The 22,756-nt window shown below is 73.5% G+C and carries 18 protein-coding genes; 8 read left to right on the top strand and 10 right to left on the bottom strand.

Annotated features, from left to right (window positions below; genetic code table 11):
• Nucleotides 1-16: 16 nt before the first annotated feature.
• The 5 genes from BLW57_RS08850 to BLW57_RS08830 all read right to left on the bottom strand — a co-directional run bounded on the left by BLW57_RS08850 (nucleotide 17) and on the right by BLW57_RS08830 (nucleotide 7,363).
• Nucleotides 17-2,848 carry a BTAD domain-containing putative transcriptional regulator gene (locus BLW57_RS08850; RefSeq protein ID WP_093473450.1) on the bottom strand — a complete coding sequence of 944 codons (2,832 nt, stop codon included), beginning with the start codon at nucleotides 2,846-2,848 and terminating at the stop codon, nucleotides 17-19.
• Nucleotides 2,849-2,894: 46 nt separating this feature from the next.
• The gene (locus tag BLW57_RS08845; protein WP_180361920.1) at nucleotides 2,895-3,899 is read right to left on the bottom strand and encodes an AfsA-related hotdog domain-containing protein; all 1,005 of its coding nucleotides are present in this window, start codon (nucleotides 3,897-3,899) and stop codon (nucleotides 2,895-2,897) included.
• A gap of 209 nt (nucleotides 3,900-4,108) precedes the next feature.
• Nucleotides 4,109-4,432, bottom strand: coding sequence for a ferredoxin (gene fdxA / locus BLW57_RS08840; protein ID WP_093473446.1), 324 nt, complete (start codon nucleotides 4,430-4,432; stop codon nucleotides 4,109-4,111).
• The gene (locus BLW57_RS08835) at nucleotides 4,429-5,487 is read right to left on the bottom strand and encodes a 2-oxoacid:ferredoxin oxidoreductase subunit beta (RefSeq protein ID WP_093473444.1); all 1,059 of its coding nucleotides are present in this window, start codon (nucleotides 5,485-5,487) and stop codon (nucleotides 4,429-4,431) included. Before BLW57_RS08835 ends, fdxA begins: the two co-directional genes overlap by 4 nt.
• Nucleotides 5,477-7,363, bottom strand: coding sequence for a 2-oxoacid:acceptor oxidoreductase subunit alpha (locus BLW57_RS08830; RefSeq protein WP_371127850.1), 1,887 nt, complete (start codon nucleotides 7,361-7,363; stop codon nucleotides 5,477-5,479). The genes BLW57_RS08835 and BLW57_RS08830 overlap by 11 nt, the downstream gene beginning before the upstream one ends.
• A gap of 166 nt (nucleotides 7,364-7,529) precedes the next feature.
• Between BLW57_RS08830 and BLW57_RS08825 the strand changes: the two genes are divergently transcribed.
• Entirely contained in the window at nucleotides 7,530-8,174 is a 645-nt protein-coding gene (locus BLW57_RS08825) for a hypothetical protein (protein WP_093473442.1), read from the top strand.
• 30 nt (nucleotides 8,175-8,204) lie between these two features.
• Here BLW57_RS08825 and BLW57_RS08820 read toward each other — a convergent pair whose 3' ends face one another.
• From BLW57_RS08820 to BLW57_RS41320, 4 genes are all read right to left on the bottom strand, one after another.
• Nucleotides 8,205-8,813 carry a response regulator transcription factor gene (locus tag BLW57_RS08820; RefSeq protein ID WP_093698002.1) on the bottom strand — a complete coding sequence of 203 codons (609 nt, stop codon included), beginning with the start codon at nucleotides 8,811-8,813 and terminating at the stop codon, nucleotides 8,205-8,207.
• 166 nt (nucleotides 8,814-8,979) lie between these two features.
• Nucleotides 8,980-10,221, bottom strand: coding sequence for a sensor histidine kinase (locus BLW57_RS08815; protein WP_256339434.1), 1,242 nt, complete (start codon nucleotides 10,219-10,221; stop codon nucleotides 8,980-8,982).
• 93 nt (nucleotides 10,222-10,314) lie between these two features.
• A complete protein-coding gene (locus BLW57_RS08810; protein WP_093473438.1) occupies nucleotides 10,315-12,636 on the bottom strand; it encodes a TOMM precursor leader peptide-binding protein in 2,322 nt (773 codons plus the stop codon).
• Complete coding sequence (locus tag BLW57_RS41320; protein ID WP_176985518.1) at nucleotides 12,633-12,806, bottom strand: hypothetical protein; 174 nt, start codon at nucleotides 12,804-12,806, stop codon at nucleotides 12,633-12,635. Before BLW57_RS41320 ends, BLW57_RS08810 begins: the two co-directional genes overlap by 4 nt.
• A 219-nt stretch (nucleotides 12,807-13,025) precedes the next feature.
• Between BLW57_RS41320 and BLW57_RS08805 the strand changes: the two genes are divergently transcribed.
• From BLW57_RS08805 to BLW57_RS08775, 7 genes are all read left to right on the top strand, one after another.
• A complete protein-coding gene (locus BLW57_RS08805; RefSeq protein ID WP_093473437.1) occupies nucleotides 13,026-13,238 on the top strand; it encodes a DUF6059 family protein in 213 nt (70 codons plus the stop codon).
• 157 nt (nucleotides 13,239-13,395) lie between these two features.
• Nucleotides 13,396-14,619: an MFS transporter gene (locus BLW57_RS08800; protein ID WP_093473435.1), complete on the top strand. Its 1,224-nt coding sequence runs from the start codon at nucleotides 13,396-13,398 to the stop codon at nucleotides 14,617-14,619.
• A gap of 406 nt (nucleotides 14,620-15,025) precedes the next feature.
• Nucleotides 15,026-16,612 carry a class I adenylate-forming enzyme family protein gene (locus BLW57_RS08795; protein ID WP_093473433.1) on the top strand — a complete coding sequence of 529 codons (1,587 nt, stop codon included), beginning with the start codon at nucleotides 15,026-15,028 and terminating at the stop codon, nucleotides 16,610-16,612.
• On the top strand, nucleotides 16,602-18,254 hold the full coding sequence (locus BLW57_RS08790) for a phosphopantetheine-binding protein (protein ID WP_093473431.1): 1,653 nt from the start codon (nucleotides 16,602-16,604) through the stop codon (nucleotides 18,252-18,254). The genes BLW57_RS08795 and BLW57_RS08790 overlap by 11 nt, the downstream gene beginning before the upstream one ends.
• A 54-nt stretch (nucleotides 18,255-18,308) precedes the next feature.
• On the top strand, nucleotides 18,309-19,367 hold the full coding sequence (locus BLW57_RS08785) for a ketoacyl-ACP synthase III family protein (protein WP_093473429.1): 1,059 nt from the start codon (nucleotides 18,309-18,311) through the stop codon (nucleotides 19,365-19,367).
• A 125-nt stretch (nucleotides 19,368-19,492) separates the two neighbouring features.
• Complete coding sequence (locus BLW57_RS08780; protein ID WP_093473427.1) at nucleotides 19,493-19,909, top strand: hypothetical protein; 417 nt, start codon at nucleotides 19,493-19,495, stop codon at nucleotides 19,907-19,909.
• A gap of 181 nt (nucleotides 19,910-20,090) precedes the next feature.
• A complete protein-coding gene (locus BLW57_RS08775) occupies nucleotides 20,091-21,341 on the top strand; it encodes a cytochrome P450 (protein WP_093473425.1) in 1,251 nt (416 codons plus the stop codon).
• A gap of 119 nt (nucleotides 21,342-21,460) precedes the next feature.
• Here the strand turns inward: BLW57_RS08775 and BLW57_RS08770 are convergent, their stop codons facing one another.
• The gene (locus tag BLW57_RS08770) at nucleotides 21,461-22,729 is read right to left on the bottom strand and encodes an FAD-dependent oxidoreductase (protein ID WP_256339433.1); all 1,269 of its coding nucleotides are present in this window, start codon (nucleotides 22,727-22,729) and stop codon (nucleotides 21,461-21,463) included.
• Between the last annotated feature and the right edge of the window lie 27 nt (nucleotides 22,730-22,756).

Below are 22,756 nucleotides of genomic sequence, written 5' to 3'. Positions count from 1 at the left end.
TCTTCTCGTGCGGGCCTCACGCCCGGCCGGCGGGCGCCGCGGGCGGGTTCATCAGCCATACACCGGGGCGTATCTCCAGACGGGACCAGGCGGCGGGGCCGGTGCGGCGGTGGGCGCGGACGTGGTCCGCGGTGCGCCGCGCGTAGCCGTGCCAGCGGACGTCGCCCAGGGCCGCCGCCGCGGCGGCGCAGGCGTCGAGTTCCGCGAGGCAGTCGGCCGGGCGGCCCTCGACGAGGGCCAGCAGCGCCAGGCCCCGCCGGGCGTCCGCACAGCCCCGGGCGTCCCCGGCGGACCGGGCCCGGGCGAGCGCCTGCCGGTACAGCGCCCCCGCGCGCTCCGGCTCACCCTGTCCGAGCAGCACGTCCGCCTCCCCGGTGAGGCACCGGGCCGCCCCGATCCCGTCCCCGGCCAGCGCGAACAACCGGGCCGCGTGCCGATGGCAGTCGACGGCCCGGCCGGTGTGCCTGCGCTGCCAGGACAGGTCCCCGACCGAGCGCAGCAACGCCGCCTCGGCCACGGCGTTCCCGGAGCGCCGGGCCGCGTCCAGCGCCTGCTCGTGACTGGCCTCCCAGTCGTCCCACAGCGCGCACGCCTCGTAGTAGCCGCCGAGCGCCGAGGCCAGCGCGCAGACCAGGTCCCAGTGCCCGCCGGCGTGCAGCCCGCGCAGCACACCCAGCAGCCCGGCGGACTCCGCCTGGAGCCAGCGCAGCGGGGCGGCCACGGCCGGATCGTGCACGGGGAGGTCGCCGAGGTCCGGCACGAGGACGGACGCCAGCCGGTCCCGCCCCGGAGCGAGCCGTGCGTCGGCGGCCCGCGCCCGCAGCAGGCAGGCCCGGCCCAGCCGGGCCACGGCCTCCGCGACCGCCGCCGGGCCGTCCACCTCGCTCACCGTCTCCAGCGCCAGCGAACGCAGCAGCGGGTGATAGCCGTACCGCACCTCGCCCCCGCCGTCCGCGGGACGGCGGGCCTCCAGCAACTGGGCCCGGACCAGCTCCTCCAGCCGCTCCTCGGTGGCCTCCGGTGCCAGGTCCAGCAGGGACCCGGCCACCCACAGCGGGAAGTCCGGCAGCGGAGCGAGGCCCAGGGTGCGGAACGCCTGCCGCTCCGCCTCCGGCACCTCCTGGTACGCCGCGAGCAGCCCGCCCCGTACGTCCAGGTCGCCGAGCGAGAGCGCGGCGAGACGGGTCCGCTCGTCGCCGAGCCGGCGGGCGAGGTCGGCCGGCGTCCAGTGCGGCCGGACCGCGAGCGCGCCGGCCGCCACTCGGAGGGCGAGCGGCAGCCGGCCGCACAGCCGGGCGATCTCCGCGACCGCGGCCGGGTCCTGCGCCATGCGCGGGCCACCCGTGGCGAGCAGCAGGGACTCCGCCGCGGGCCGGTCGAGCACGTCGAGCACCAGGTGCCGGGCCTGCTCCAGGGCGCCCAGCGGCCGGCGGGAGGTGAGGACGACACAGGCGTCCGGAACGGCGGAGAGCAGCAGCCGCACCTGTGCCTCCGACACGACGTCGTCGAGCACGATCAGCAGGTCACGGCTCCGGGCCGCCTGGTGCAGCAGGTCCGCCAGCTCGTCCGGCGCGCCGGGCAGCGGGTCCGGGCCGTCGCCGGGCCGCAGCAGCCGGCGCAGCAGGGCGGTCAGCGCGGCCCGCTCCGTCAGCGCCCGGCCCGCCGAGTCCCGCAGGGACACCAGGACCCGCCCGGTGAACTCCTCGGCGTGGTGGGCGAGCTGGACCGCCAGCGCGGTCTTGCCGACGCCCGGCCGGCCCGAGACGGCCACGACGCACGGCCGCGTCCCGTCGCGTGACTCGGCGAACAGCGTCGTGTACCGGGCCAGTTCGGCGTCCCGGCCGGTGAAGTCGGTGAGCGCGGGCGGCAGCCACAGCAGGGGGCCGACGGGGGCAGCGGCGGGACCGGGCGGGTTTCCGGCACCGGCCGCCGCAGCTGCCGCCGCCCCGGCCTCCGCCGAGGACGGGATCCGGGCGACGGTGTCGGAGGCGGCCCCCGCGCCGTCCCCGCGCACCGTCCCGTCCGAGGCGCCGTCGGGCGCGGCCCGCGACGGAGCCGCCCGCGGCTGCGGCGGCCGGCGGCCCGGGTGCCAGGCGAGCCCCGGGTCGGAGGCGAGGACCCGGCTCAGTACGCGCTTGAGCGAGGCGTCGGGCTCGACGCCCAGCTCGTCGACGAGCGTGCGCCGCACCCGGTGGAAGGCACGCACCGCGTCCGACTGTCGCCCGGACCGGTACAGCGCCACCATCAGCAGCTCGTGCAGCGTTTCCCGCATCGGGAACTCGTGTGCCAGAGCCATCAGTTCACCGATCAGCTCCTGATGGCGCCCCAGCTTCAGATCGGCCGCGATCCGCTGCTCCAGCACCTCGGAGCGCAACTCCTCGAGCCGTATCGCGGTCGTCTGCAGCGACGGTCCGTGGGGGATGCCGGAGAGGGCGGGACCGCTCCACAGCGCGAGCGACTCGGCCAGCAGCCGGGAGGCGGTCGCGTAGTCCCGCTCCTCGAAGGCGGCGCGCCCGCGTGAGCGCAGCGACTCGAAGACCGTGAGGTCGAGGTCGTCGGGGCCGGCCCGCATGACATAGCCGGGCGGCTGGGTCAGCAGCGGCTGCCGGCCCGGCCCCGGGTCGGCGCCGCCCTCCGCCAGCAGCGCCTTGCGCAGCTGTGAGACGTACACCTGGAGGGTGGTGGCCGCGGTGCGCGGCGGGGCCACGCCCCAGAGCTCGTCGATGAGGCTGTGCGTGGAGATGACGCTGTTGCTCTGCACGAGCAGCGTGGCCAGTACCACGCGCGGTTTGGCTGCCGTCGGGGTGCGCGGGTCCATCCGCACGGGTCCCAGTACCCGAAAGCGCATCGGTGCTCCTTCGCGACGCCGGCCGGTACGGGACCGTCGGCGTGGTTCAGCAGATCTGGAGGACGGAGGTGGACACGGTCGCGACGACCCGGGTGCCCTGGGTGAAGACGAGGTCCAGTTCGGCGACGGGCCGGCCGGCGCCGTCGCGGCGCACCTCGCCGGGGGCGTCGGCCGTGCGCGGCCGTACGCCGCAGCGCAGTGGGAGCCCCGGCTCGGCGAACCCGCGGAACGCGGCATGCCAGTCGGTCAGCACGGCGTGCGCGGGCGCCAGCCCGTACAGCTCGCCGGCCCCGAACAGGGCCGCCTGGCGGGACACTTCGAGGAACAGGGCGGCCGGCACCTCGGATCCGGAGTCCGGCAGCACCTCGCGGGCCGCCGGGATGTTGACCGGGAAGACCAGTGCCGCCTCGTCCTCGTGCAGCGGCAGCCCGATCAGCACATTGCGGGTCGTGCGCCGGCCGACGAGTTCCGGACCGGGCACCCCGTGCCCCGCGGGCAGTCCGCTGTGGCCGTGGGCGGTGCGTTCGCTCTCCCGGCGGCTGTGCGCGCGGTGGCTGCGGTAGACGCCGGGCATGAGGAACACCAGCCGGGCCGTGACCGTGCCGCACCGCTCGCCCTCGATGTTGATCGAGGCACGGCAGTCCATCGCCCGCGGGACCCCGCCGACCAGCTCGGTGGGGGTGAGGTCGAGGTCCAGGGTCAGCTGGGCGGTGGTGGAGGTGCGCTCCCAGGGCGCCAGCGCGGTGACGGCCATCGTGCAGTCCGCGAGGAGGATCCGCCGGTTCTCCGGGACCCGGAAATAGCGGCCCGCGGCGAACACCGCCATCTGCCGCAGCGACTCCATCGGGTACAGCAGGTCGTGGAACGGCGCGGTCGAGTCGGAGAACAGGGCGTGGTGCTCGGGCAGTTCGGCGGAGAAGCCGAACCGGTGGCGGCCGGGCGGCATGGCGGAGAGCAGCAGGCCCTCGGGCGTGTCGGGCCGGTGCACGAGGTGGTGCGGTCCGAGGAAGTCGGCCGCGGGCGAGGGAACGAGCAGCGATCCGCTGTCCATGAGCGGCCCGCCCTGGCGGGCGGACCGCGGGCCGATGGAGGGAGGAGAGGGGAGATTCATGAAGGTCCTCTGCTGCGACGGAGTCCGGACGTTCGTGCGGTGGGACGGGAGGGGAAGCGGTGAGCCTTCCTCTGAACGGTCTCCGACGCCGCTGAAGAATCGGGGAAGCCCCAGGGAAGGACCCCTGGAGTCCGCTTTCCCCGGGCCGGTCAGCCCGGTTCCCGGACCGGCTCCGCGGCCACGAGGGGGTGGTCGGCGGGCAGCGGTCCCGCGGCGCTCGCCCCGGCGGGCGAACCGACCGGGGCGAAGACCTCCTGGTCGGCCCGGCGGTAGCCGGCCCACTCGGTGGGCAGCGCGTCCTCGTAGAAGATGGCCTCGACCGGGCACACCGGCTCGCACGCGCCGCAGTCGACGCATTCGTCCGGCTGGATGTACATCTTGCGCGGGCCCTCGTAGATGCAGTCCACCGGGCACTCGTCGATGCAGGCCTTGTCCTTGAGGTCGACACAGGGCTGGGCGATCACGTACGTCATGAGGAACTCTCCACGGTCCAGGTGTCGTTGCCGTGCAGCAGGGCGGCCAGGTCGCCCTTGCCCTTCTGTTCGATGGCGGTGTCGAGCTGGTCGGCCATCGCCGTGTCGTAGACCGGACGCTCCACCGAGCGGAAGACGCCGATCGGGGTGTGGTGCAGGGTGTCCGGGTCGGCGAGCCGGGACAGCGCGAAGGCGGTGGTGGGGGACGCGGAGTGGGCGTCGTGCACGAGGACGTCCGCCTCGTTCTGCGCGGTCACCGTGACGACCTTCAGGTCACCGGTCCGCTGGTCCCGTACGACCCCGCGGGAGCCGTCGGCGCCGAAACGGATCGGCTGCCCGTGCTCGAGCCGGATCAGCGCCTCCTCGGCCTGCTGCTTGTCCTTCAGGGCGTCGAAGGCGCCGTCGTTGAAGATGTTGCAGTTCTGGTAGATCTCGATCAGCGCGGTGCCCGGGTGGCCGGCGGCGGCACGCAACACCTCGGTGAGGTGCTTGCGGTCGGAGTCGATGGTGCGCGCCACGAACGACGCCTCCGCGCCGATCGCGAGGGACACCGGGTTGAACGGGGCGTCCAGCGACCCCATCGGCGTCGACTTGGTGATCTTGCCGACCTCGGAGGTGGGGGAGTACTGGCCCTTGGTGAGCCCGTAGATCCGGTTGTTGAACAGCAGGATCTTCAGGTTGACGTTGCGCCGCAGCGCGTGGATCAGGTGGTTGCCGCCGATCGACAGTGCGTCGCCGTCGCCGGTGACCACCCATACGCTCAGGTCCTGCCGGGACGACGCGAGGCCGGTCGCGATGGCGGGGGCGCGGCCGTGGATGGAGTGCATCCCGTAGGTGTTCATGTAGTACGGGAAGCGGGACGAGCAGCCGATGCCGGAGACGAAGACGATGTTCTCCCTGGCCAGGCCCAGCTCGGGCATGAAGCCCTGCACGGCGGCGAGGATCGCGTAGTCACCGCAGCCCGGGCACCAGCGCACCTCCTGATCCGACTTGAAGTCCCGAGGGCCGAGGGCGACTTCGCTCTTCGGCACCAGGGACAGCGCCTCAGTGGGCATGGACGGCCTCCTTGAGAGCCTGCGCGAGCTGTTCCGCCTTGAACGGCATGCCGTTGACCTGGGTGAGGGATTCCGCGTCGACCAGGAACCCGGCCCGGAGCAGCCGCGCGAGCTGCCCGAGGTTCAGCTCCGGTACGACCACCCGGTCGTAGGAGCGCAGGATCGTGCCGAGGTTCCCGGGGAAGGGGTTGAGGTGGCGCAGGTGCGCCTGGGCGATGGGCTCGCCGGCCGCCCGCAGCCGCCGTACCGCAGCCGTGATCGGCCCGTAGGTGGACCCCCAGCCCAGTACCAGGGTGGTGGCCTGGTGCGGGTCGTCGACCTCCAGGTCCGGGACCTCGATGCCGTCGATCTTGGCCTGGCGGGTGCGGACCATGAAGTCGTGGTTGGCGGGGTCGTAGGAGATGTTGCCCGTGCCGTCCTGCTTCTCGATGCCGCCGATGCGGTGCTCCAGCCCCGGCGTGCCCGGGACCGCCCACGGTCTGGCGAGGGTCTGCGGATCCCGCTTGTACGGCCAGAAGACCTCCGTGCCGTCCTCCAGCGTGTGGTTCGGACCGGACGCGAACTGCACCCGCAAGTCCGGCAGCTCCTCCAGGTCCGGGATCCGCCACGGCTCGGAGCCGTTGGCCAGGTACCCGTCGGACAGCAGCATCACCGGCGTTCGGTACGTCAGCGCGATCCGGGCCGCCTCCAGCGCCGCGTCGAAGCAGTCCGCGGGGGTCTTCGGCGCCACGATCGGCACCGGGGCCTCGCCGTTGCGGCCGAACATCGCCTGCAGCAGGTCCGCCTGCTCGGTCTTGGTCGGCAGACCCGTCGAGGGACCGCCGCGCTGGATGTCCACGACCAGCAGCGGCAGCTCCAGGGAGACGGCCAAGCCGATCGTCTCCGACTTCAGCGCCACACCGGGACCGGACGTCGTCGTCACCGCGAGGGAACCGCCGAACGCCGCGCCGAGCGCCGCGCCGATCGCCGCGATCTCGTCCTCCGCCTGGAAGGTCCGCACGCCGAAGTTCTTGTGCTTGGACAGCTCGTGCAGGATGTCCGAGGCCGGCGTGATCGGGTACGAACCCAGGAACAGCGGCAGGTCCGCCTGCCGGGAGGCGGCGACCAGACCGTAGGCCAGGGCCAGGTTCCCGGAGATGTTCCGGTACGTGCCCGTCGGGAACGCCCGGGTGGCCGGGGCGACCTCGTAGGAGACCGCGAAGTCCTCGGTGGTCTCGCCGAAGTTCCAGCCCGCCCGGAACGCGGCGATGTTCGCCTCGGCGATGTCCGGCTTCTTCGCGAACTTCGACTTCAGGAACTTCTCGGTGCCCTCGGTGGGCCGGTGGTACATCCACGACAGCAGGCCCAGCGCGAACATGTTCTTGCTGCGCTCGGCCTCCTTGCGGGACAGACCGAAGTCCTTCAGCGCCTCCACCGTCAGAGTCGTCAGGGGGACCGGGTGGAGCTGGTACGCGTCGAGCGAGCCGTCCTCCAGCGGTGAGCCGGCGTACCCCACTTTCTGCAGGGCCCGCTTGGTGAACTCGTCGCTGTCGACGATGATCTCGGCGCCGCGCGGCAGATCGCCGATGTTCGCCTTCAGGGCGGCCGGGTTCATCGCGACCAGCACGTTCGGCGCGTCACCCGGGGTCAGGATGTCGTGGTCGGCGAAGTGGAGCTGGAACGAGGAGACGCCCGGCAGCGTCCCCGCGGGGGCACGGATCTCGGCCGGGAAGTTCGGCAGGGTGGAGAGGTCGTTCCCGAAGGACGCCGTCTCCGAGGTGAAACGGTCGCCCGTGAGCTGCATACCGTCACCCGAGTCCCCGGCGAACCGGATGACCACCCGGTCCAGCCGGCGGACCGTACTGGACCGGGTGGCTGCTGTGTCAACGGTCACCAGCTGTCCCTCTCCTCGTCGGATGTCCGGCTCGCACCGTAGGAAGCCGTCCTTGCGACCCGCCAAAGCCCCGCCGCGTACGTGAGAACTTCACGTGATCGGGGTGACGGCGTGGCTGTCCGGCGAGCGGTGCGGGCCGTCACAATCGGCACGGAAGAAAGGGGTCCCCATGTCGCGGGTGGTCGGCAGCCGCGCAGTCCATCTCTGGTCGCTGCACGAGGACGTGGTCGTCGAGGAGGACGCCACGGACCAGGGCCTGGTGCTGCGCAGCCGGTTCGGGACGGAGCGCATCAGCCGTCCCGATCCGCTGGTGCGGGAGGCCCTGCGGCGCATGGAACTCGGCCCCGTCCTGCTCGCCAACGTCCTGCCCCGCGCGTCCGCCGCCGCGGAGGACGCCAGGCAGGGCGCCTGCCTGGTGCTGCTGCCGGTGCTGGACCGGCTCTCGCATCTGATCGTGCGCACCCTGAGCTGGGAGGACCTGCGGGGGCCCCTGTTGTCCGTCGTCTCCACCAGCAAGGACGCGCCGTTCGCCCCCGTGGCCCTGTCCGCGCGGCGGCTGATCCGGCTGATCGGCGATGTGTCGCTGACCCTGGAGAAGGCCGGGTTTGCGCTGGCCTGCGCCACGTCCCCGCACCGGGTCCAGCTGCACCGGCCGGAGGCCGTCTGGGTGGTCGGGCTGCTGGCCTGGCCGGCCACCCCGTCCGACGCCTCCTCCGTGCTGCCGCTGCCGCCCGAGGTGACCCAGGCCGTGCTGAGCTATCTGGCGGCCGCCGGCATGACCGAGGACTGCGGCGAACCGGTGCCGCGCGCCTGAGGGTTCACCCCCGCGGGCCCCGGCCGGCGCTCACAGCAGCCAGCCGGACTCCTGGGCGATCAGCACGGCGTCCACGCGGTTACGCGCGTTGAGCTTCGTGGTGATGGTGGTCAGGTAGTTGCGTACCGTCCCGGTGGACAGGTGCAGTTCGGCGGCGATCTCCGCGGGCTCCGCTCCCTTGGACGCCAGCCGCAGCACCTCGGTCTCGCGTTCCGTGAGCGGGCTCTCCTGCCCGCCCCAGGCGGCGAGGGCGAGTTGCGGGTCCACCACCCGCCGGCCGGCGGCCACCTGCCGTACCGCGAAGGCAAGTTCGTTCGGCGGCGCGTCCTTGAGGATGTAGCCGCCCACCTGTGCGGAGATGGCCCGCAGCAGGGTCCCCGGACGTCCGATGCTGGTGAGGATCAGCACCCGGCACTCGGGCACCCGGTCCCGCAGCCGGGCGGCCGCGGTCAGCCCGTCGATGCCCGGCAGGTCGATGTCGATGACCGCCACGTCGGGTTTGTGCCGCAGCGTCGCCGGCACGATGTCGTTGCCGTTCTCGACCCCGCAGACGACCTCGATGTCATGCTCCAGGTCGAGCAGTGCTGTCAGGGCACCGCGCACCATGTTCATGTCCTCGGCCAGCAGTACGCGAATCACCGAACCCCCGTTCCCCCGCACCGAGTTGTCGCCTTCCCACGTCCCGGACGCGGCGACTGTACCAACTTCGGTTCCCGGGGGGAGAGTCCCGTCGGGGGGATCCCGCATCTGGCAGAGGCTCCTCCGGTTGGCGGCCGCCGGTGGCCCTTGACCGGGGCGTCCGGGACTAGGTGGTGTCCGGCACGGCACCGGTCGGTCTCTCGGCACCGGCCGGTGCCGGGAGTGAGGCCGGCGCGACCGCCCGGACCCGGAACGTGCCGCCCGGCAGGGCGCCGGAGGAGAGGTTGCCGCCGATCTCCCGCAGTCGCAGCGCCAGGTTCTCCAGACCGTTGCCGCCGTGCTCCGAGGGCACGCGACCGCCCGGAGAGGAGCCGTCGTTGACCACCGACAGCACGACCGCCCCCGGCTCCGCCACCAGCCGGATCGTGCAGTGGGCGGCCTTGCTGTGCCGCAGCACGTTGGTGACCGCCTCCCGCACCACGGCCGCCAGCACGTTCTCCACCCGCCGGTCGAGATCCCGCACCGACACCTCCACCTCGACGGTCACGTCCGCGGCGTTCAGGACCGACTCGGCGGAGGTGACCTCCTGGGCGAGCGACATGTTGCGGAAGCCGCTGGCGACCCGGCGCACATCCGCGAGCGACTGGCGGGAGATGGTCAGGATGTCGCCGACCTCCTGCACCGCCCGCTCGGGGTGCAGGGGTATGAGCCGGTGCACCAGCTCGCTCTTGAGGGTGATCGCCGACAGGCTGAAGCCGAGCAGGTCGTGCAGGTCCCGGGCGAACCGCAGCCGTTCCCTGACCACCGCGAGGCGCGCCAACTCCCCGTGCGCGTCGTGCACTTCCTGGATGACCTCGGCCAGGTGCGTCAGGCCGTACACGATGAGGCCCGTCAGCAGCGTCGACTGGCACAAGTAGACCGCGTCGACGATGCCCCGGCCGTCCAGCAGCGGGGGCAGGAACATGCTGAGCCCGACGGCCGCGTACAGACACCATGCGGGCCGCGGCGGCAGCAGGAGCAGCAGGGACCCGGAGAGGAAGCCGCCCAGCGCGCCCCACTGGGCGTGGTAGACGAGGATCGGCAGGTAGGTGAGCAGCATCTGCGCGCCCAGCGTCAGGAACCGCTCGCGTCCGGGGCGCCGTCCGGCCCCCGGCGCCGAGTGCCGCAGCTGGATGAGGAAGACGGCGACGAGCGCCAGGATCGCGCCGACGTCCGCGGCCGGCGACAGACCGGTGCTGATGACGTTCAGCGCGGTGATGAAGAGGTAACTGAGCAGTGCCACCCGCAGGATGACCCGGGCCAGACGGGGCCCGGGGAGAGCCTGGTTGATGCGCGTGTCCGTGTCTCCGGCGCCGGCCGGAGGGCGGACGAGACCTGCACGCGGCTCGCGAGGTGCACTGGCCTTCACGGACTCCTCTTTCGCAGCAAGGGGCGGAGTTCGTTTCGGATCGTATGGGACCTACGTGAAGACCGTGTGTGACTTGTATTGATAGCTGGAGATTTAGACGAACATGGGTACCGGGTTGAGCTGTTCGTACCGTCTTCGCTCCCGCAGCCGCCCCAGCGCCACGGGTACGTCGTACAGCCGGCCCGGGGCCAGTCTGGCCCAGAAGTGCCGCATCCCGGGCACGATCACCTTGACCACCGGCAGTTCCAGATCGGGGCGCGTCTGGTCGAGGACGAGCAGTTCCATGCCGCGGTCCCGGACCAGTTCACCGATGGCGGTCACGTCGTCCAGCAGATCCGGGCGCAGAGCGGCCGGCCACGACCGCGGACCGCGTGCGGCGACGGACGGATCCGGCAGCAGGTAGGGCTGATTGGCGGTCGTCGCGGTGCGCCACCAGTGGACCGCGTCGGGATCGTCGATGCCGTAGCCCGGGGCGTCCGGCCGCCGTGGCGTCACCGCGGGCAGCATCTGCCCCATCTCGGTCAGCGCCCGGCGCAGGGCCACCCGCGGATCGAAGTGGGCACCGAAGCCGAAGATCACGTCCTCGGCCGGCCGGCCGGTCCGCCGGGACACCGCCGCCAGTACCGGGACGCCGAAGTCCGAGGTCAGGTCGAGCACCCACAGCTCCCGGCCCAGCCGCAGGCACCCCTCGCGGATCCGGTCGGTCTCGGGGGCGGCGAACGCGTCCAGGTCCACGCCGGGCTGACGGGTGCGGTTGTACCACCACAGGGCCACCGCGTCCCGCTCCACCAGCTCCAGGAAACCCTGCACCAGGGCGTCCTCCGGGCTGCTGCCCGCCGCGTTGCCGTTGGAATCGGCGTGCAGCCCGTCCGCGGAACCGCCGCCGTCGGAGAAGTAGAGCATCGAGGTCGGCAGCAGCCGGTGCCGCCCGGCGGTCAGCGACCACACCGGCGTCCAGTCGGTGGGCCGGCCCTCGTCGAACGGCCGCGGCACGTGCTGGAAGTGCGAGCCGCGGGCGTTCCAGAGGTCGCGGTCCCGCAACTGCCGCTCGTGGTACAGCTGGCAGGCGTTCGGGTGCACGGCGTCCGCGCCGAGCGCCCGGTAGGTGTCCCGTACGACGGGCTCGTCGCCCTGCCGGGTGCCGCTGTACCGTTCCACCGCCTCGCCCAGCGCGCTGACCCGGGCCTCCGTGGCGTCCAGGCCCTTGCCGCCGCTCAACGCCCGCAGCCCGGCGCGCAGTCCGGCCGCGCTGTGCGGGTTGAAGGCGAGGTTGTGCCCGGACAGATAGGTGTCGACGAAGTCGGGCGTGCGCGGGGCACGGCGGATCTCCTTGACGATCCCGGTCACCGGGCCGACGAGATGGCCGTACCGGTCCAGCATCTCCCCGGGCGACGCGGACCGGTGGCTGTTGCCGTGGTGCGCGGCCTTCGGCCGGGACACCGGTACGAACGGCGCGCGGACCCGCTTCGCCACCGCCTGCGGATCACCGCACACCGGGCACTGGGGGCGCCGGCGCACCGGATGGCAGGCCGCCCGCAGCAGCATGGTGTCCAGGGTGTGCACGAGGTCCTGCGACGGATACCGCATCCCGGCCAGCCACTTGGCCGCCTCCAGCACCGCCATGTGCACACCGAGGGCCCGGCCCGCCGCGACCGACGCGGCCGGCCGCTCCGGCGGCCCGGTCAGCCCGAGAGCGCGCTGCACCGGCCACTCGGAGCGGCGGTGCCCGCGCAGCCGGTGGGCGAGGCAGGTCCAGCACGGGCCGTGGCCCGGCCGGAAGAAGGGCCCGATCCACGGGTCGACACCGCAGACCTTGGCGAGCAGCCACGGCGTTCCGCTCGCCCGGTGCCGGGTGTCCACCTCCGCCAGTTCCGGCGACAGGTAGTCGTCGCACAGGACGAGGGAGAGGGCGCCGGACGAGCCGGGGGCCGCCACGGCGACCCCCGACTCCCTGCACGCCGCCAGGACCGGCGCCGCGTCGACCGTCGGCAGCACCTCCAGGGAGACCGCCGCGCCCGCCAGTTCGGCCGTGGCCCGGCAGCCGTCCAGGCCCATCAGGTCCCAGTAGGCCTCGGCCATCGGGTCGGCCTGCCGGACGGGACCGCGGTCGTCGGCCTCCGCCGGGCGGAAGCCGAGCAGACCCGAGCGGGCCAATTCGCCGAGGGAGGAGCCGGCCTCCTCCGCGGTCAGCGCCGAGGACGCCTCCCGCAGCACCGAGCGCACGCTCCGCGTCCCGTCGAGCAGCGGCGCGAGCACCTCGGCGTGCGGGCCGCGCAGCGCGGTGACCCCGCGGCGGGACACCAGGTAGGTGGCTTCACCGGGAACCACGACCGGGCTCAGATGGCGCTTGAAGCCCACCAGAACGCTTTCGTCCGGGAGTGTCGTCCCGGCCTCGTGCCCCCCCGGGTCGGTCATGCCCCGAACTGCCCGCTCGCCTCGGCGGCCGGGAACGCGATGATGCAGATGCTGAACAGCACGGCATCGTTCTGGCCGAGGGAGTCGAGATCCTCGATCACCAGGGAACGGGCGGACTGAGCCGTGTCGTCGGTGCGACGGTGGACGCCGGACGGAACTGCGTTGACCATGGGACAACCTTTCCCCGTTGGGATTCCGCTGACTTAGGGTGTTTCGAACGACTGTCCTTGTGGCGAAGATTCTGGCGAGGGCGGTGACCTCACAGACAGTGCTGCCGTCATCTGTCGAGGGTGAACTTTTCACGCCAACGGGCCCCGGCCCAAGGGCCGTTTTAGCTCCGTCCGGGAACATCGAGGGCCCTGCCCGCCCGGGTCGAGAGGAAGCCCCAGATGATCCGCCTCCTGGCGCACTACGCCGCCCGCGCCGTGGGCCAGGCGTACCGGTGTCTGGTCGCGTACGGCCAGATGTGGCTGTACCTCCCGGGCGAGCCGCCCCGCCCGACACCGCCCCACCTGCTGGAGCGCCTCCGCCCCGACCTACCCCTCACCCCGGCCGAACGGGCCCTGGACGAGCAGCTGCGGGACCTGGACTTCCGGAGCTGATGAGCTGACCGGACGGCCCAGTTCCGGCCAACCGTGCCGCCCCGTTCACACCGGCGGCCCCGCGGGTCCCCGCGCAAGCGGCACTTCAGGGCCCGCTCCTACGGTCGCGCCGGAGCCGCGCCCGGCCCGGGCGACGGCGGTCACCGGAAGGGGTGCCATGGAGACATCGGTACGGCTGCGGCAGGCCCGCCTCGCACTGCTGGCGGTGTTCCTCGTCCACGGCGCGGTCTTCGCCCTGCTGGTCACCCGCATCCCGGCCGTCCAGGACCGCTACGGCCTCAGTGACACCACCCTCCCGCTCTTCCTCGCCGCCGTGCCGGTCCTGGCCGGCGCGGGCAGCGTCACCGCCGCACGGCTGGTACGCCGGGTGCCCGCCCCCACCGTCGTCCGCGTGCTCCAGCCGGCGGTCTGCCTGCTGCCCGCGGGCATCGGCGCGGGCGACACCTGGTGGCAACTCGCGCTCTGCCTGGCCGTCTTCGGCCTGCTGGTGGGCGCGCTGGAGGCGAGCGTCAACATGACCGGGGTGGCGGTGCAGCGCCACTACGGCCGCAGCGTCATGCTGGGCTTCCACGGCGCGATGAGCCTGGGCGGCATCCTCGGCGCCCTGCTGGCCGGCGCCGGCGCCCGCTGGCACCTGTCCCTGTTCGCCCTCTTCGCGGGCGCCGCCGTACCGCTGCTGGCGATCGCGGCGACGGCAGGCCCCCGGCTCACGGCTGTCGCCGACGGACCGGCGGACAGGGCCGGTGACGGCGGCGGGGCGGCCCGCCCCGCCGCCGTCCCGTGGCGGCCGCTGCTGCCGCTCTGCCTGATCATGGGCGCGGCCTTCGTCGCCGACTCCACCTCCAGCAACTGGAGCGCCAAGTTCCTCGAGGACACGCTGCACAGCTCCGAGGCGATGGCCACGGTCCCGTACGCCCTCTACATGGCCACCACCCTGCTGGGCCGCGGACTCGGCGACCGCTGGGTGCGGCGCTGGGGCGCGACCGCCGTGGTGCGCGCCGGCGCCCTGCTCAGCACCGTCGGCTTCGCCGCGGTCGCCGCCGCACCGGGGCCCTGGGCCGCCGTCGCGGGCTTCGCCGTGCTCGGCGCGGGGCTCTCGGTGATCGTCCCCCAGGTGTTCACGGCCGCCGCGCAGCGCCTGCCGGGCGCGGCGGACACCGCCGTGGCCCGCATCAACCTCTTCAACTACGTCGGGTTCCTGGTCGGTCCGCCCCTGGTCGGCGCGGTCGGCGCGGCCGTCTCCTACCGTGCCGCCATGTGCGTACCGCTGCTGCTGACCCTGGGCGTCCTCCTCGCCGCCCGCTCGCTGACCCCGGCACCCCCCGCCGTACCGGCCGGGACCGCCCCCCGGCCGGAAACGGCGACAGCGGGCACGGCGTGACGGCGCCGGGACCGCACCTTTCGCGCCCGCTTCGGGAACGGCACGCGCCAACTGCCTTTTTAGCCGTGCCAAAGCAGCACCCCCGACGCTTTCCGCAGGACACGAGCCCGTTCACGGGTGAGCCCGCCGACGAGGGGAGGACCATGCGCCGGGAGAGCGTCCACGCGGTGCGGACGGCATCCCCGACCCCCGGGCAGGCCTCCGCCCCGGCTCGGAGCCGGCGCCCCCCGGCGGCGCCGCACGAAGGCCACGGCGACCGCGGCACGGCGTCCGTGCCCCGGACCGGCGGCCGGCCTCCGGCACCGGCCGGAGACACCGGTCGTGCCGTGCCGGGGGACCTCCGCCCACCGGGCCGGACGATTCCGGCCGCCGAACCGCAGGATGCGCAGAAACCGGAGATGCAGCCATGACCGCGACCGCACTCGGATCCGCCCCCGCCACCGCCCTGATAGACGACGCCGTCGGCACTTCGGCCGCCCCCCGGGTGGCCAACGCGGCCGAGGTCTTCCTCACGGCCGCCGTCGACCGGAGCCCCGGCGCACCGGCCGTGCGCGACCGCGAGGGCGCCTGGACCTACGCACAGCTCGACGCCGCCGCCGACTCCTTCGCCCGCGTCCTGGACGGCCACGGGATCCGGCCCGGCGACCGGGTGCTGGCCCGCGTCGACAGCGCCCGCGAGTTCACCGCCCTGCTGTACGGAACCTGGCGCCGCGGCGCCGTCCTGGTGCCGATCAACCCCGGCATGAAGGCGTTCCACCTCAAGGCCGTGCTCGCCGACTCCGAACCCTCCCTGATCGTCGTGGACGCCGCGGAGCGCACCGGCGCCGAGGGCCTGACCTGGCCCGCCGGCACACCCGTCGCCGTCGCCGCGGAGCTCGACCTGTCCGGACCCGCCGACCCGGCCGCCCGCACCGAACGGGAGGTCCCCGCCGACCGGCTCGCCCTGCTCATCTACACCTCGGGCAGCACCTCGGCGCCCAAGGCGGTGGCCTGTCCGCACGGCCCCGTCGCGTTCGCCGCCCGCGCCATCGAGGCCCGGCTCGGCTACCGCCCGGACGACGTCGTGCTCACCGCCGTCCCGCTCTCCTTCGACTACGGCCTCTACCAGATCCTGCTCTGCGCCCTCGCCGGCGCCGAGCTGCTGCTGTCCGGCCCCGCCGACCACGCCCGCGTCCTGGGCTTCGCCCGTGACCACGGCGCCACGGTCGTACCGCTGGTCCCCTCCCTCGGCGAACTCCTGGTCCGCCTCGCCTCCCGCGACACCCGGCCCACCCGCATCCGCATGTTCACCAACACCGGCGCCACGCTCAACGCCCCGCTCATCGCCTCGCTCCGGGAGACCTTCCGCGGCGCCGCCGTGGTGCCCATGTACGGCACCACCGAGTGCAAGCGGATCACCATCCTGGAGCCCGACGGCGACCTGGCCCGCCCCGGCTCGGTCGGGCCCGCGCTGCCCGGCACCGAGGTGCTCGTCGTCGACGACGAGGGACGGCCCCTGGCACCGGGGGAGACCGGCGAGATCGTGGTCCGCGGCCCGCACGTGATGGCCGGCTACTGGCGGGCCCCGGAACCGACCGCGCTGCGCTTCCGGCGCCCCGCGGACGGCGGCCCGGTCACCCTGCACACCGGCGACTACGGACGGCTCGACGACGACGGCCACGTCTACTTCCAGGGCCGCCGCGACGACCTGTTCAAGCGCCGGGGCTCGCGCATGAGCTCCGTCGAGATCGAGTCCGCCGTACTGGACATCGACGACGTGCGCGAGGCGGCGCTGCTGGTCCCGGAGGAGGACCGCGACATGGTCCTGTTCGTCGTCGGCGAGACGCCCGCACTCACCGGCGAGCAGGTGCTGGCCCGGCTCGGCGACCGCCTGGAGGCCGCCAAGGTCCCGGACGTCTGCCACGTGCTGCCCGCGCTTCCGCTCACCCCCAACGGCAAGACCGACCGCAAGGAACTGCGCCGCCGCCTCGTGGAGGGCACCGATGAGCACTGACAGGGACGTGGCCGGGCAGACCGGCCCCGCCGCCCCGGCCGTCCGCCGCCTCGCCGAGCGGTACGGCAGCCCGCTCTACGTCTACGACCTGGACCGGGTACGGACCGCGCTGGCGGACCTGCGCGCCGCCCTGCCGCAGCCGAGCCGCGTCTACTACTCCCTCAAGGCCAACCCGCACCCGGCCCTCGTGGCCGAACTCCGCCGGGGCGGCGCCCGCGCCGAGGTCACCTCGCGCGGCGAACTCGCCGCGGCGCTCCAGGCCGGCCACCCCGCCGGCGAGCTGATGTACTCCGGCCCCGGCAAGGTGCGTGCCGAACTGGACGAGGCGATCACCGCGGGGATGCGCACCTTCTCCGCCGAGTCCTTCGGCGACCTGGAGCGGATCGGCGCCGCCGCGCACGCGCAGGGCGTCACGGCCGACTGCGTCCTGCGGATCAACGCCGCCGGCGCGCCCGGCCAGGCGGGGCTGCGGATGACCGGCGCCCCCTCGCAGTTCGGCTTCGACCTCGACGACCTGACCGAGCACCGGGCCCGGCTGCTCGCCGAGGGCACCCGGATCGTCGGGATGCACTTCTTCCCGCTGACCAACGCCCGGGACGAGGACGGCCTGTGCGCCGAACTCGCGCAGAGCGTGCGCACCGCGGCCCGCCTGCGCACCGAACTCGGCATCCCGCTGCACCTCCTGGACCTGGGCGGAGGATTCGCCGCGCCCTACGCCACACCCGGCGAGCGCCCCGTCTACCGCGGTCTGCGGGCGGCACTGACGGCCGTGCTGGACGAGCACCTGCCCGGCTGGCGGGACGGCGAGCCGGTGGTCGCCTTCGAGTCCGGCCGCTACCTGGTCGGCGACAGCGGGCAGTTGGTGGCCACTGTCACCGACGTGAAGCACAGCCGGGGCAGCGCGTACGCGGTGCTCGACTCCGGCATCAACCACCTGGGCGGGCTGTCCGGCCTGGGCCGGCTGCTCCCGCTGTCCGCCCGGCCGCTCGACCCGGCGGACCCCGGCGACGACCACCCGGAGACCCGGGGCCTGCGGGACGAAGCCCCCGCGGACGGCCCCCGGCCGGCCGCCGTCACCCTCGCCGGCCCGCTGTGCACCCCCGCCGACATCCTGGCCCGGGCCGCCGAACTGCCCGGACTGCGCCCGGGGGACCTGCTGGCCTTCCCCAACGTCGGCGCCTACGGACTGTCCGCGAGCCTCCTCGGCTTCCTCGGCCATCCGGCACCCGCCGAGATCGTCGTCGACGGCCACGAGGTCGTCTCCGCCACGCGTCTGGCCCTCGGCCGCCACGACGCCGAGCCCCTCACCGCATCCCGTACGGAGGAATCCGCCGCCATGACCGACACCATTGCCGCCGTCCCCGCGACCGACGCGGCAGCGCCGCCCTGGGACAAGGCGTACGAGGAACTCCTGCTCGAACTGCTGCCCAGGCTCGCCTCCCAGGGGCCGCTGCGGCCCGACAGCAGCCTGAAGGCGGCGGGCCTGGACTCGCTCGCCATGGTGGAGACCCTGGTCCGGGTCGAGCAGACCTACGGAATCGCCGTACCCGACTCGGAGCTGGTCGCCGACACCTTCGCCACCCCGGCCGCGCTGTGGCGTGTGGTGTCCGCCCTGCGCGACAGCTCCGTCGGACCGGCCTGAGCGGGCCGGCCGCCGGCCAGGACATCCCGACGACACAGGACGAGAGGAGCCACCATGCGGTGGGAAGGCGTGTACGTGGCCGGGACGGGGGCGTGGCTCGGCGAGCCCGAGTCCGCCCGGTCGGCCGTGGAGTCCGGCGCGTACGACGCGGAGCAGCACGCGGCCGACGAGATCGTGTCGGTCTCCGTCGCCGAGGAGTCCATGGCCCCTCCGGACATGGCGGTCCACGCGGCGACGACCGCGCTCAAGCGGTCCGGTCTCGACGCGTCCCGGGTGAACCTGCTGATCCACAGCGGCATCTGGTTCCAGGGCGTCGAGATGTGGCCGGCGGCCTCCTACGTCGCCGGTCACGCCCTCGGCCGGGACGCGACCGCGTTCGGCTTCGAGCAGGAGTGCAACGGCGGACTCGGCGCCCTGGAGGTCGCGGCCCGCCAGGTCGCCGCCCAGCCGGGCACCGGAGCCGCGATGGTCACCACCGCCGACCGGTTCGGCGCCCCGCTGGTGAAGAGGTGGAGCAGCGAGCCCGGCTTCGTCTACGGCGACGGCGGCACCGCCCTGCTGCTGTCCGCCGCCGGCGGCTTCGCCCGGCTGCTGTCCACCGCGAGCGGATCGGACAACTCCCTGGAGGCGGTCGTCCGCGGGGCCGGGCTGCGGCCCCTGCCGTCCGGGGAACCCCTGGACCTGCTGGGCCGGGTGGGACACTTCATGCGCGCCCACGGCAGCGTCCGGGAGGCCACCGAACGGGTCGGCGCGGTGATGAGGAACGTCGTCGGCACCGCGCTGGACGACGCCGGCATCGAACTCGCGGACGTGTCCCGGGTGGTGACCCTGGCCAGCGGACGCAGCCGGCTGGAGTGGCAGGTGCCGGTGCTGCTCGGCCTGCCCGTGGAGCGGTCCACCTGGGACTTCGCCCGCCGGGTCGGCCACCTCGGTGCCGGGGACCAGATCGCCGGCTTCAACCACCTCGTCGAACAGGGCGAGTTGAGCCTGGGCGACCATGTGCTGTTCGTCGGCGGCGGCTCGGGATTCAGCTGCACCTGTGCCGTGCTGGAGATTGTCGACGTACCGGAATGGGAACGCTCCGGCAGCGGGGGCACGACCAGCGCGACCTGACCGCAACTCGCGTCGCTGACCTGCGACTTCAGTGGGACTTCAGCGCGCCGCGGGACACTGCACCGCCGGACCGGTCCGCTGTCCGTGCCCCCGCCGTCCGTCCGTCTCCACACGAGGAGAGAAGCATGGTGACGACCGAACCCGACGGCGCCACGAGGAGCTCCACCTCCACCGTGGTGCGCGTGGTCTGGGGAGTCGTGGGGATCCTGCTGCTGGCCTGGGACGTCTTCGAGGCGGTCAAGCACGCCGGCTGGGTGTACCCGGCCGCCGTCCTCGGCCTGGTCCTGCCCGAGCTGCCCCGGCTGGCCGGCCTCGGGCAGCGCCACGCGCCGGGCCGGCTCGCGCCCCGGGCCGTGCCCCTGTACAACCTGCTGAACCGGCCGCTGATCCCCTTCGCGATCATGGTGGTCTTCTCGTTCCTGGGGGACAGCCCGGACGACATCGCCGCCCCCTTCACCTTCGGCATGTCCTGGCTGACCACCATCGCCCTCACCCGCGCGCTGGGCCAGGGCCTGCGCACGCCGGACGGCCGCCTGCGCTGAACCGGCCCGCGAACCCGGGCCCGCAGCCTCTCCCCCCAGAGCTGCGGGCCCGTCGCCGTATCCGGACGCCGGGAGCGGACGAACCGGCTCCGGCGGCCTTTATCGGCGCGCAAGCCGGTGCTGCGAACCTCGCCGGACAGTCCCGAACGCATGCACCTTCCGAAGCACCGGAGGCCACACGATGGACACCGCCTCAGCGCCCGGCACCGACACCGGGACGGCGCCCGAGACCGGGACGGAGCCCGGACTCCAGTACCCCTTCCACCGCCCCTCGGCCGTGCAGACACCGCCCGTCTACGAGGAGTTGCGCGGCAAGTGCCCCGTGGCCCACGTCCGGCTGCCCAGCGGTGACGAGGGGTACGTGGTCAGCCGTTACGACGACGTCCGCACCGTCCTCGCGGACGGCCGGTTCAGCCGGGCGGCGATGCTCGCCGAGGGGGCCCCGCGGCTCACCGCGGCCCCGCCCATGGCCGGCAGCCTGTTCACCATGGACCCGCCCGAGCACACCCGGCTGCGCAAGCTCGTCTCCCGCGAGTTCACCGCCCGCCGGGTACAGAACCTGCGCCCCCGCATCCAGGAGCTCACCGACGGGCTGCTGGACGAGATGGAGAAGCTCTCCGGGCCCGTCGACCTCAACCCCGTCTTCGCGTTCCCGCTGCCGGTGATGGTCATCTGCGAGCTGCTCGGCGTCCCCTTCGAGGACCGGGGCAGGTTCCGCGCCTGGTCCGACGCCTTCGTCTCGCTCACCTCGCACACCCCGGAGGAGGTGCTGGAGCAGCGGATGGCGATGGTGCAGTACCTCGGCGAGCTGGTGCAGCGCAAGCGCGAGGAACCCACCGACGACCTGATGGGCGCCCTGGTCTCCGTCCACGACGAGGACGGCGGCCGGCTCAGTGAGCACGAGCTGATCACCATGGGCATCACCCTGCTCGTGGCCGGCCACGAGACCACCGTCAGCATGATCGGCACCTGTGTGCTGACCCTCCTCCGGCACCCCGAGCACCTGGCCGCGCTGCGCGAGAACCCGGGGACGATCGACCACGTGGTGGAGGAACTGCTGCGGATCAACCCCATCGGGGACGGCGGCCCGTTCCGCATCACGCTGGAGGACGTCGAGCTCGGCGGCACGACCATCCCCGAGGGCAGCGGGGTGATCGCCTCGGTGTGCTCCGCCAACCAGGACGCCGACCGCTTCGGGGAGTCCGCCGACTCCTTCGACCCGTCCCGGCCGTCCGCCTCCGCCCACCTGGCGTTCGGGCACGGCGCGCACTTCTGCCTGGGCGCCGCCCTCGCCCGCGCCGAGCTCCAGATCGCCATCTCCTCGCTGATCCGCCGCTTCCCGACGCTGCGCCTGGCCGACGAGGTCGGCAACCTCACCATGACCAGCGGCATGATGGTGCACGCCCTGAGCAGTCTGCCGGTCACCTGGTGACCCGCCGCCGGTGACCCCGGAACGCCGCCGCCCGGATCCCTGCCGAGGGATCCGGGCGGCGGCGTGTCGACGGGTGCCGGCGTCCGGCGCGAGGGCGGCCCCCGCGCCGGTGACCGGGCTCAGGCCCGCCGGGCGGGCTCCTGCACCATCCGCCGGGCCACGGTGGGACCCGGCTGCTGCACCTGGAAGTACGCCCGCGACAGCACGCGCTGCTGCACCGAGCGGTTGCGGTTCATCACCCGGTACAGCGACCGGCGGAACACGCCGCCGAGCCGCCCCTCCAGCGCGAACAGGCGTTCCTGGCGCAGCTGGAGGGCACGGGAACGGCGTACGGACTCCTCGCGCGCCTCCTGGAACGCCTCCCCGGCCCGCTGCAGCCGCTCCGGGCCGCCGCCGGCGGCCATCGCCTTCTCCACCAGGGGCGCCAGCGTGACCGCGTCGATGATCGCGTGGTTGACGCCCTGTCCGAGGATCGGCGTCAGGGTGTGCGCGGCGTCCCCCATGAGGATCAGACCGGGCGTCGACCAGCGCGGCACCAGCGTGGTGAAGATGTCCAGCATCGACGTGTCCGACCAGGCGCGCACGGTGTCGCGCACCGCGTCCGACAGCTCGGGCGCGAGCCGGTCCAGGCGCTCGTGGAGCGCGCCGAGACCCTGCGCGCGCAGCGCCTTCAGGCCGCCCTTGGGGATGTTGAGCCCCACCCGGACACTGTCCGGATGGGTGGGGATGAACAGCCCGTGTTCGCCGCCCCGGATGCGGATGCGGTAGGTGTGGCCGTCCCACTGCTCGGGGAACGGCAGCCGCAGCCAGATGACGTCCCGGTCCAGCGGCAGCTTCTCGTAGGACAGTCCGGACAGCTCCCGCACCTTGCTGAACCGGCCGTCGGCCGCCACCGTCACCGCGGCCCGTACGGTGATCTCACCGTCGGGTGTGCGGGCCCGCACCCCGGTCACCGGTCCGTCGTCGCCCTGCTCGCGCAGCAATCCCACGGCGGTGGCGGACTGGACGAGCGTGAAGCCGGGGTGTTCCCGCCCGGCGTCGGCGAGCGCGGAGAGCAGGGCCGGCTGGGGGAGTTCGACGGGGTAGGGATGCGGATAGGGGAACTCGGAGAGGTCGGCCCGCAGCACGACGCTGCCACCGTCGACGATCTCCATGTGGTGCATCTGGACGTACGTCCCCTCGAGCCGGTCGAGCAGCCCGAGCCGGTCCAGCATCCACACCGAGTCCGGAGACACCGACTCGCCCCGGAACGAACGGTTGAAATGCCCGCTCTGCTCCAGGACCACCACCGAAACGGAACGCTTGGCGAGCTCCACGGCGAGCGTGAGCCCGGCGGGCCCCCCTCCTACCACGCACACCTGTGCGGTCAGCTCTGCTGTCATCGTCATGCTGCCTCTCCAGCGGAGTCATGGTCG

It is taken from the genome of Streptomyces sp. 1222.5 (assembly GCF_900105245.1).
Classification (GTDB): Bacteria; Actinomycetota; Actinomycetes; order Streptomycetales; family Streptomycetaceae; genus Streptomyces; species Streptomyces albidocamelliae.
This window is presented reverse-complemented; position numbering and strand designations above follow the sequence as displayed.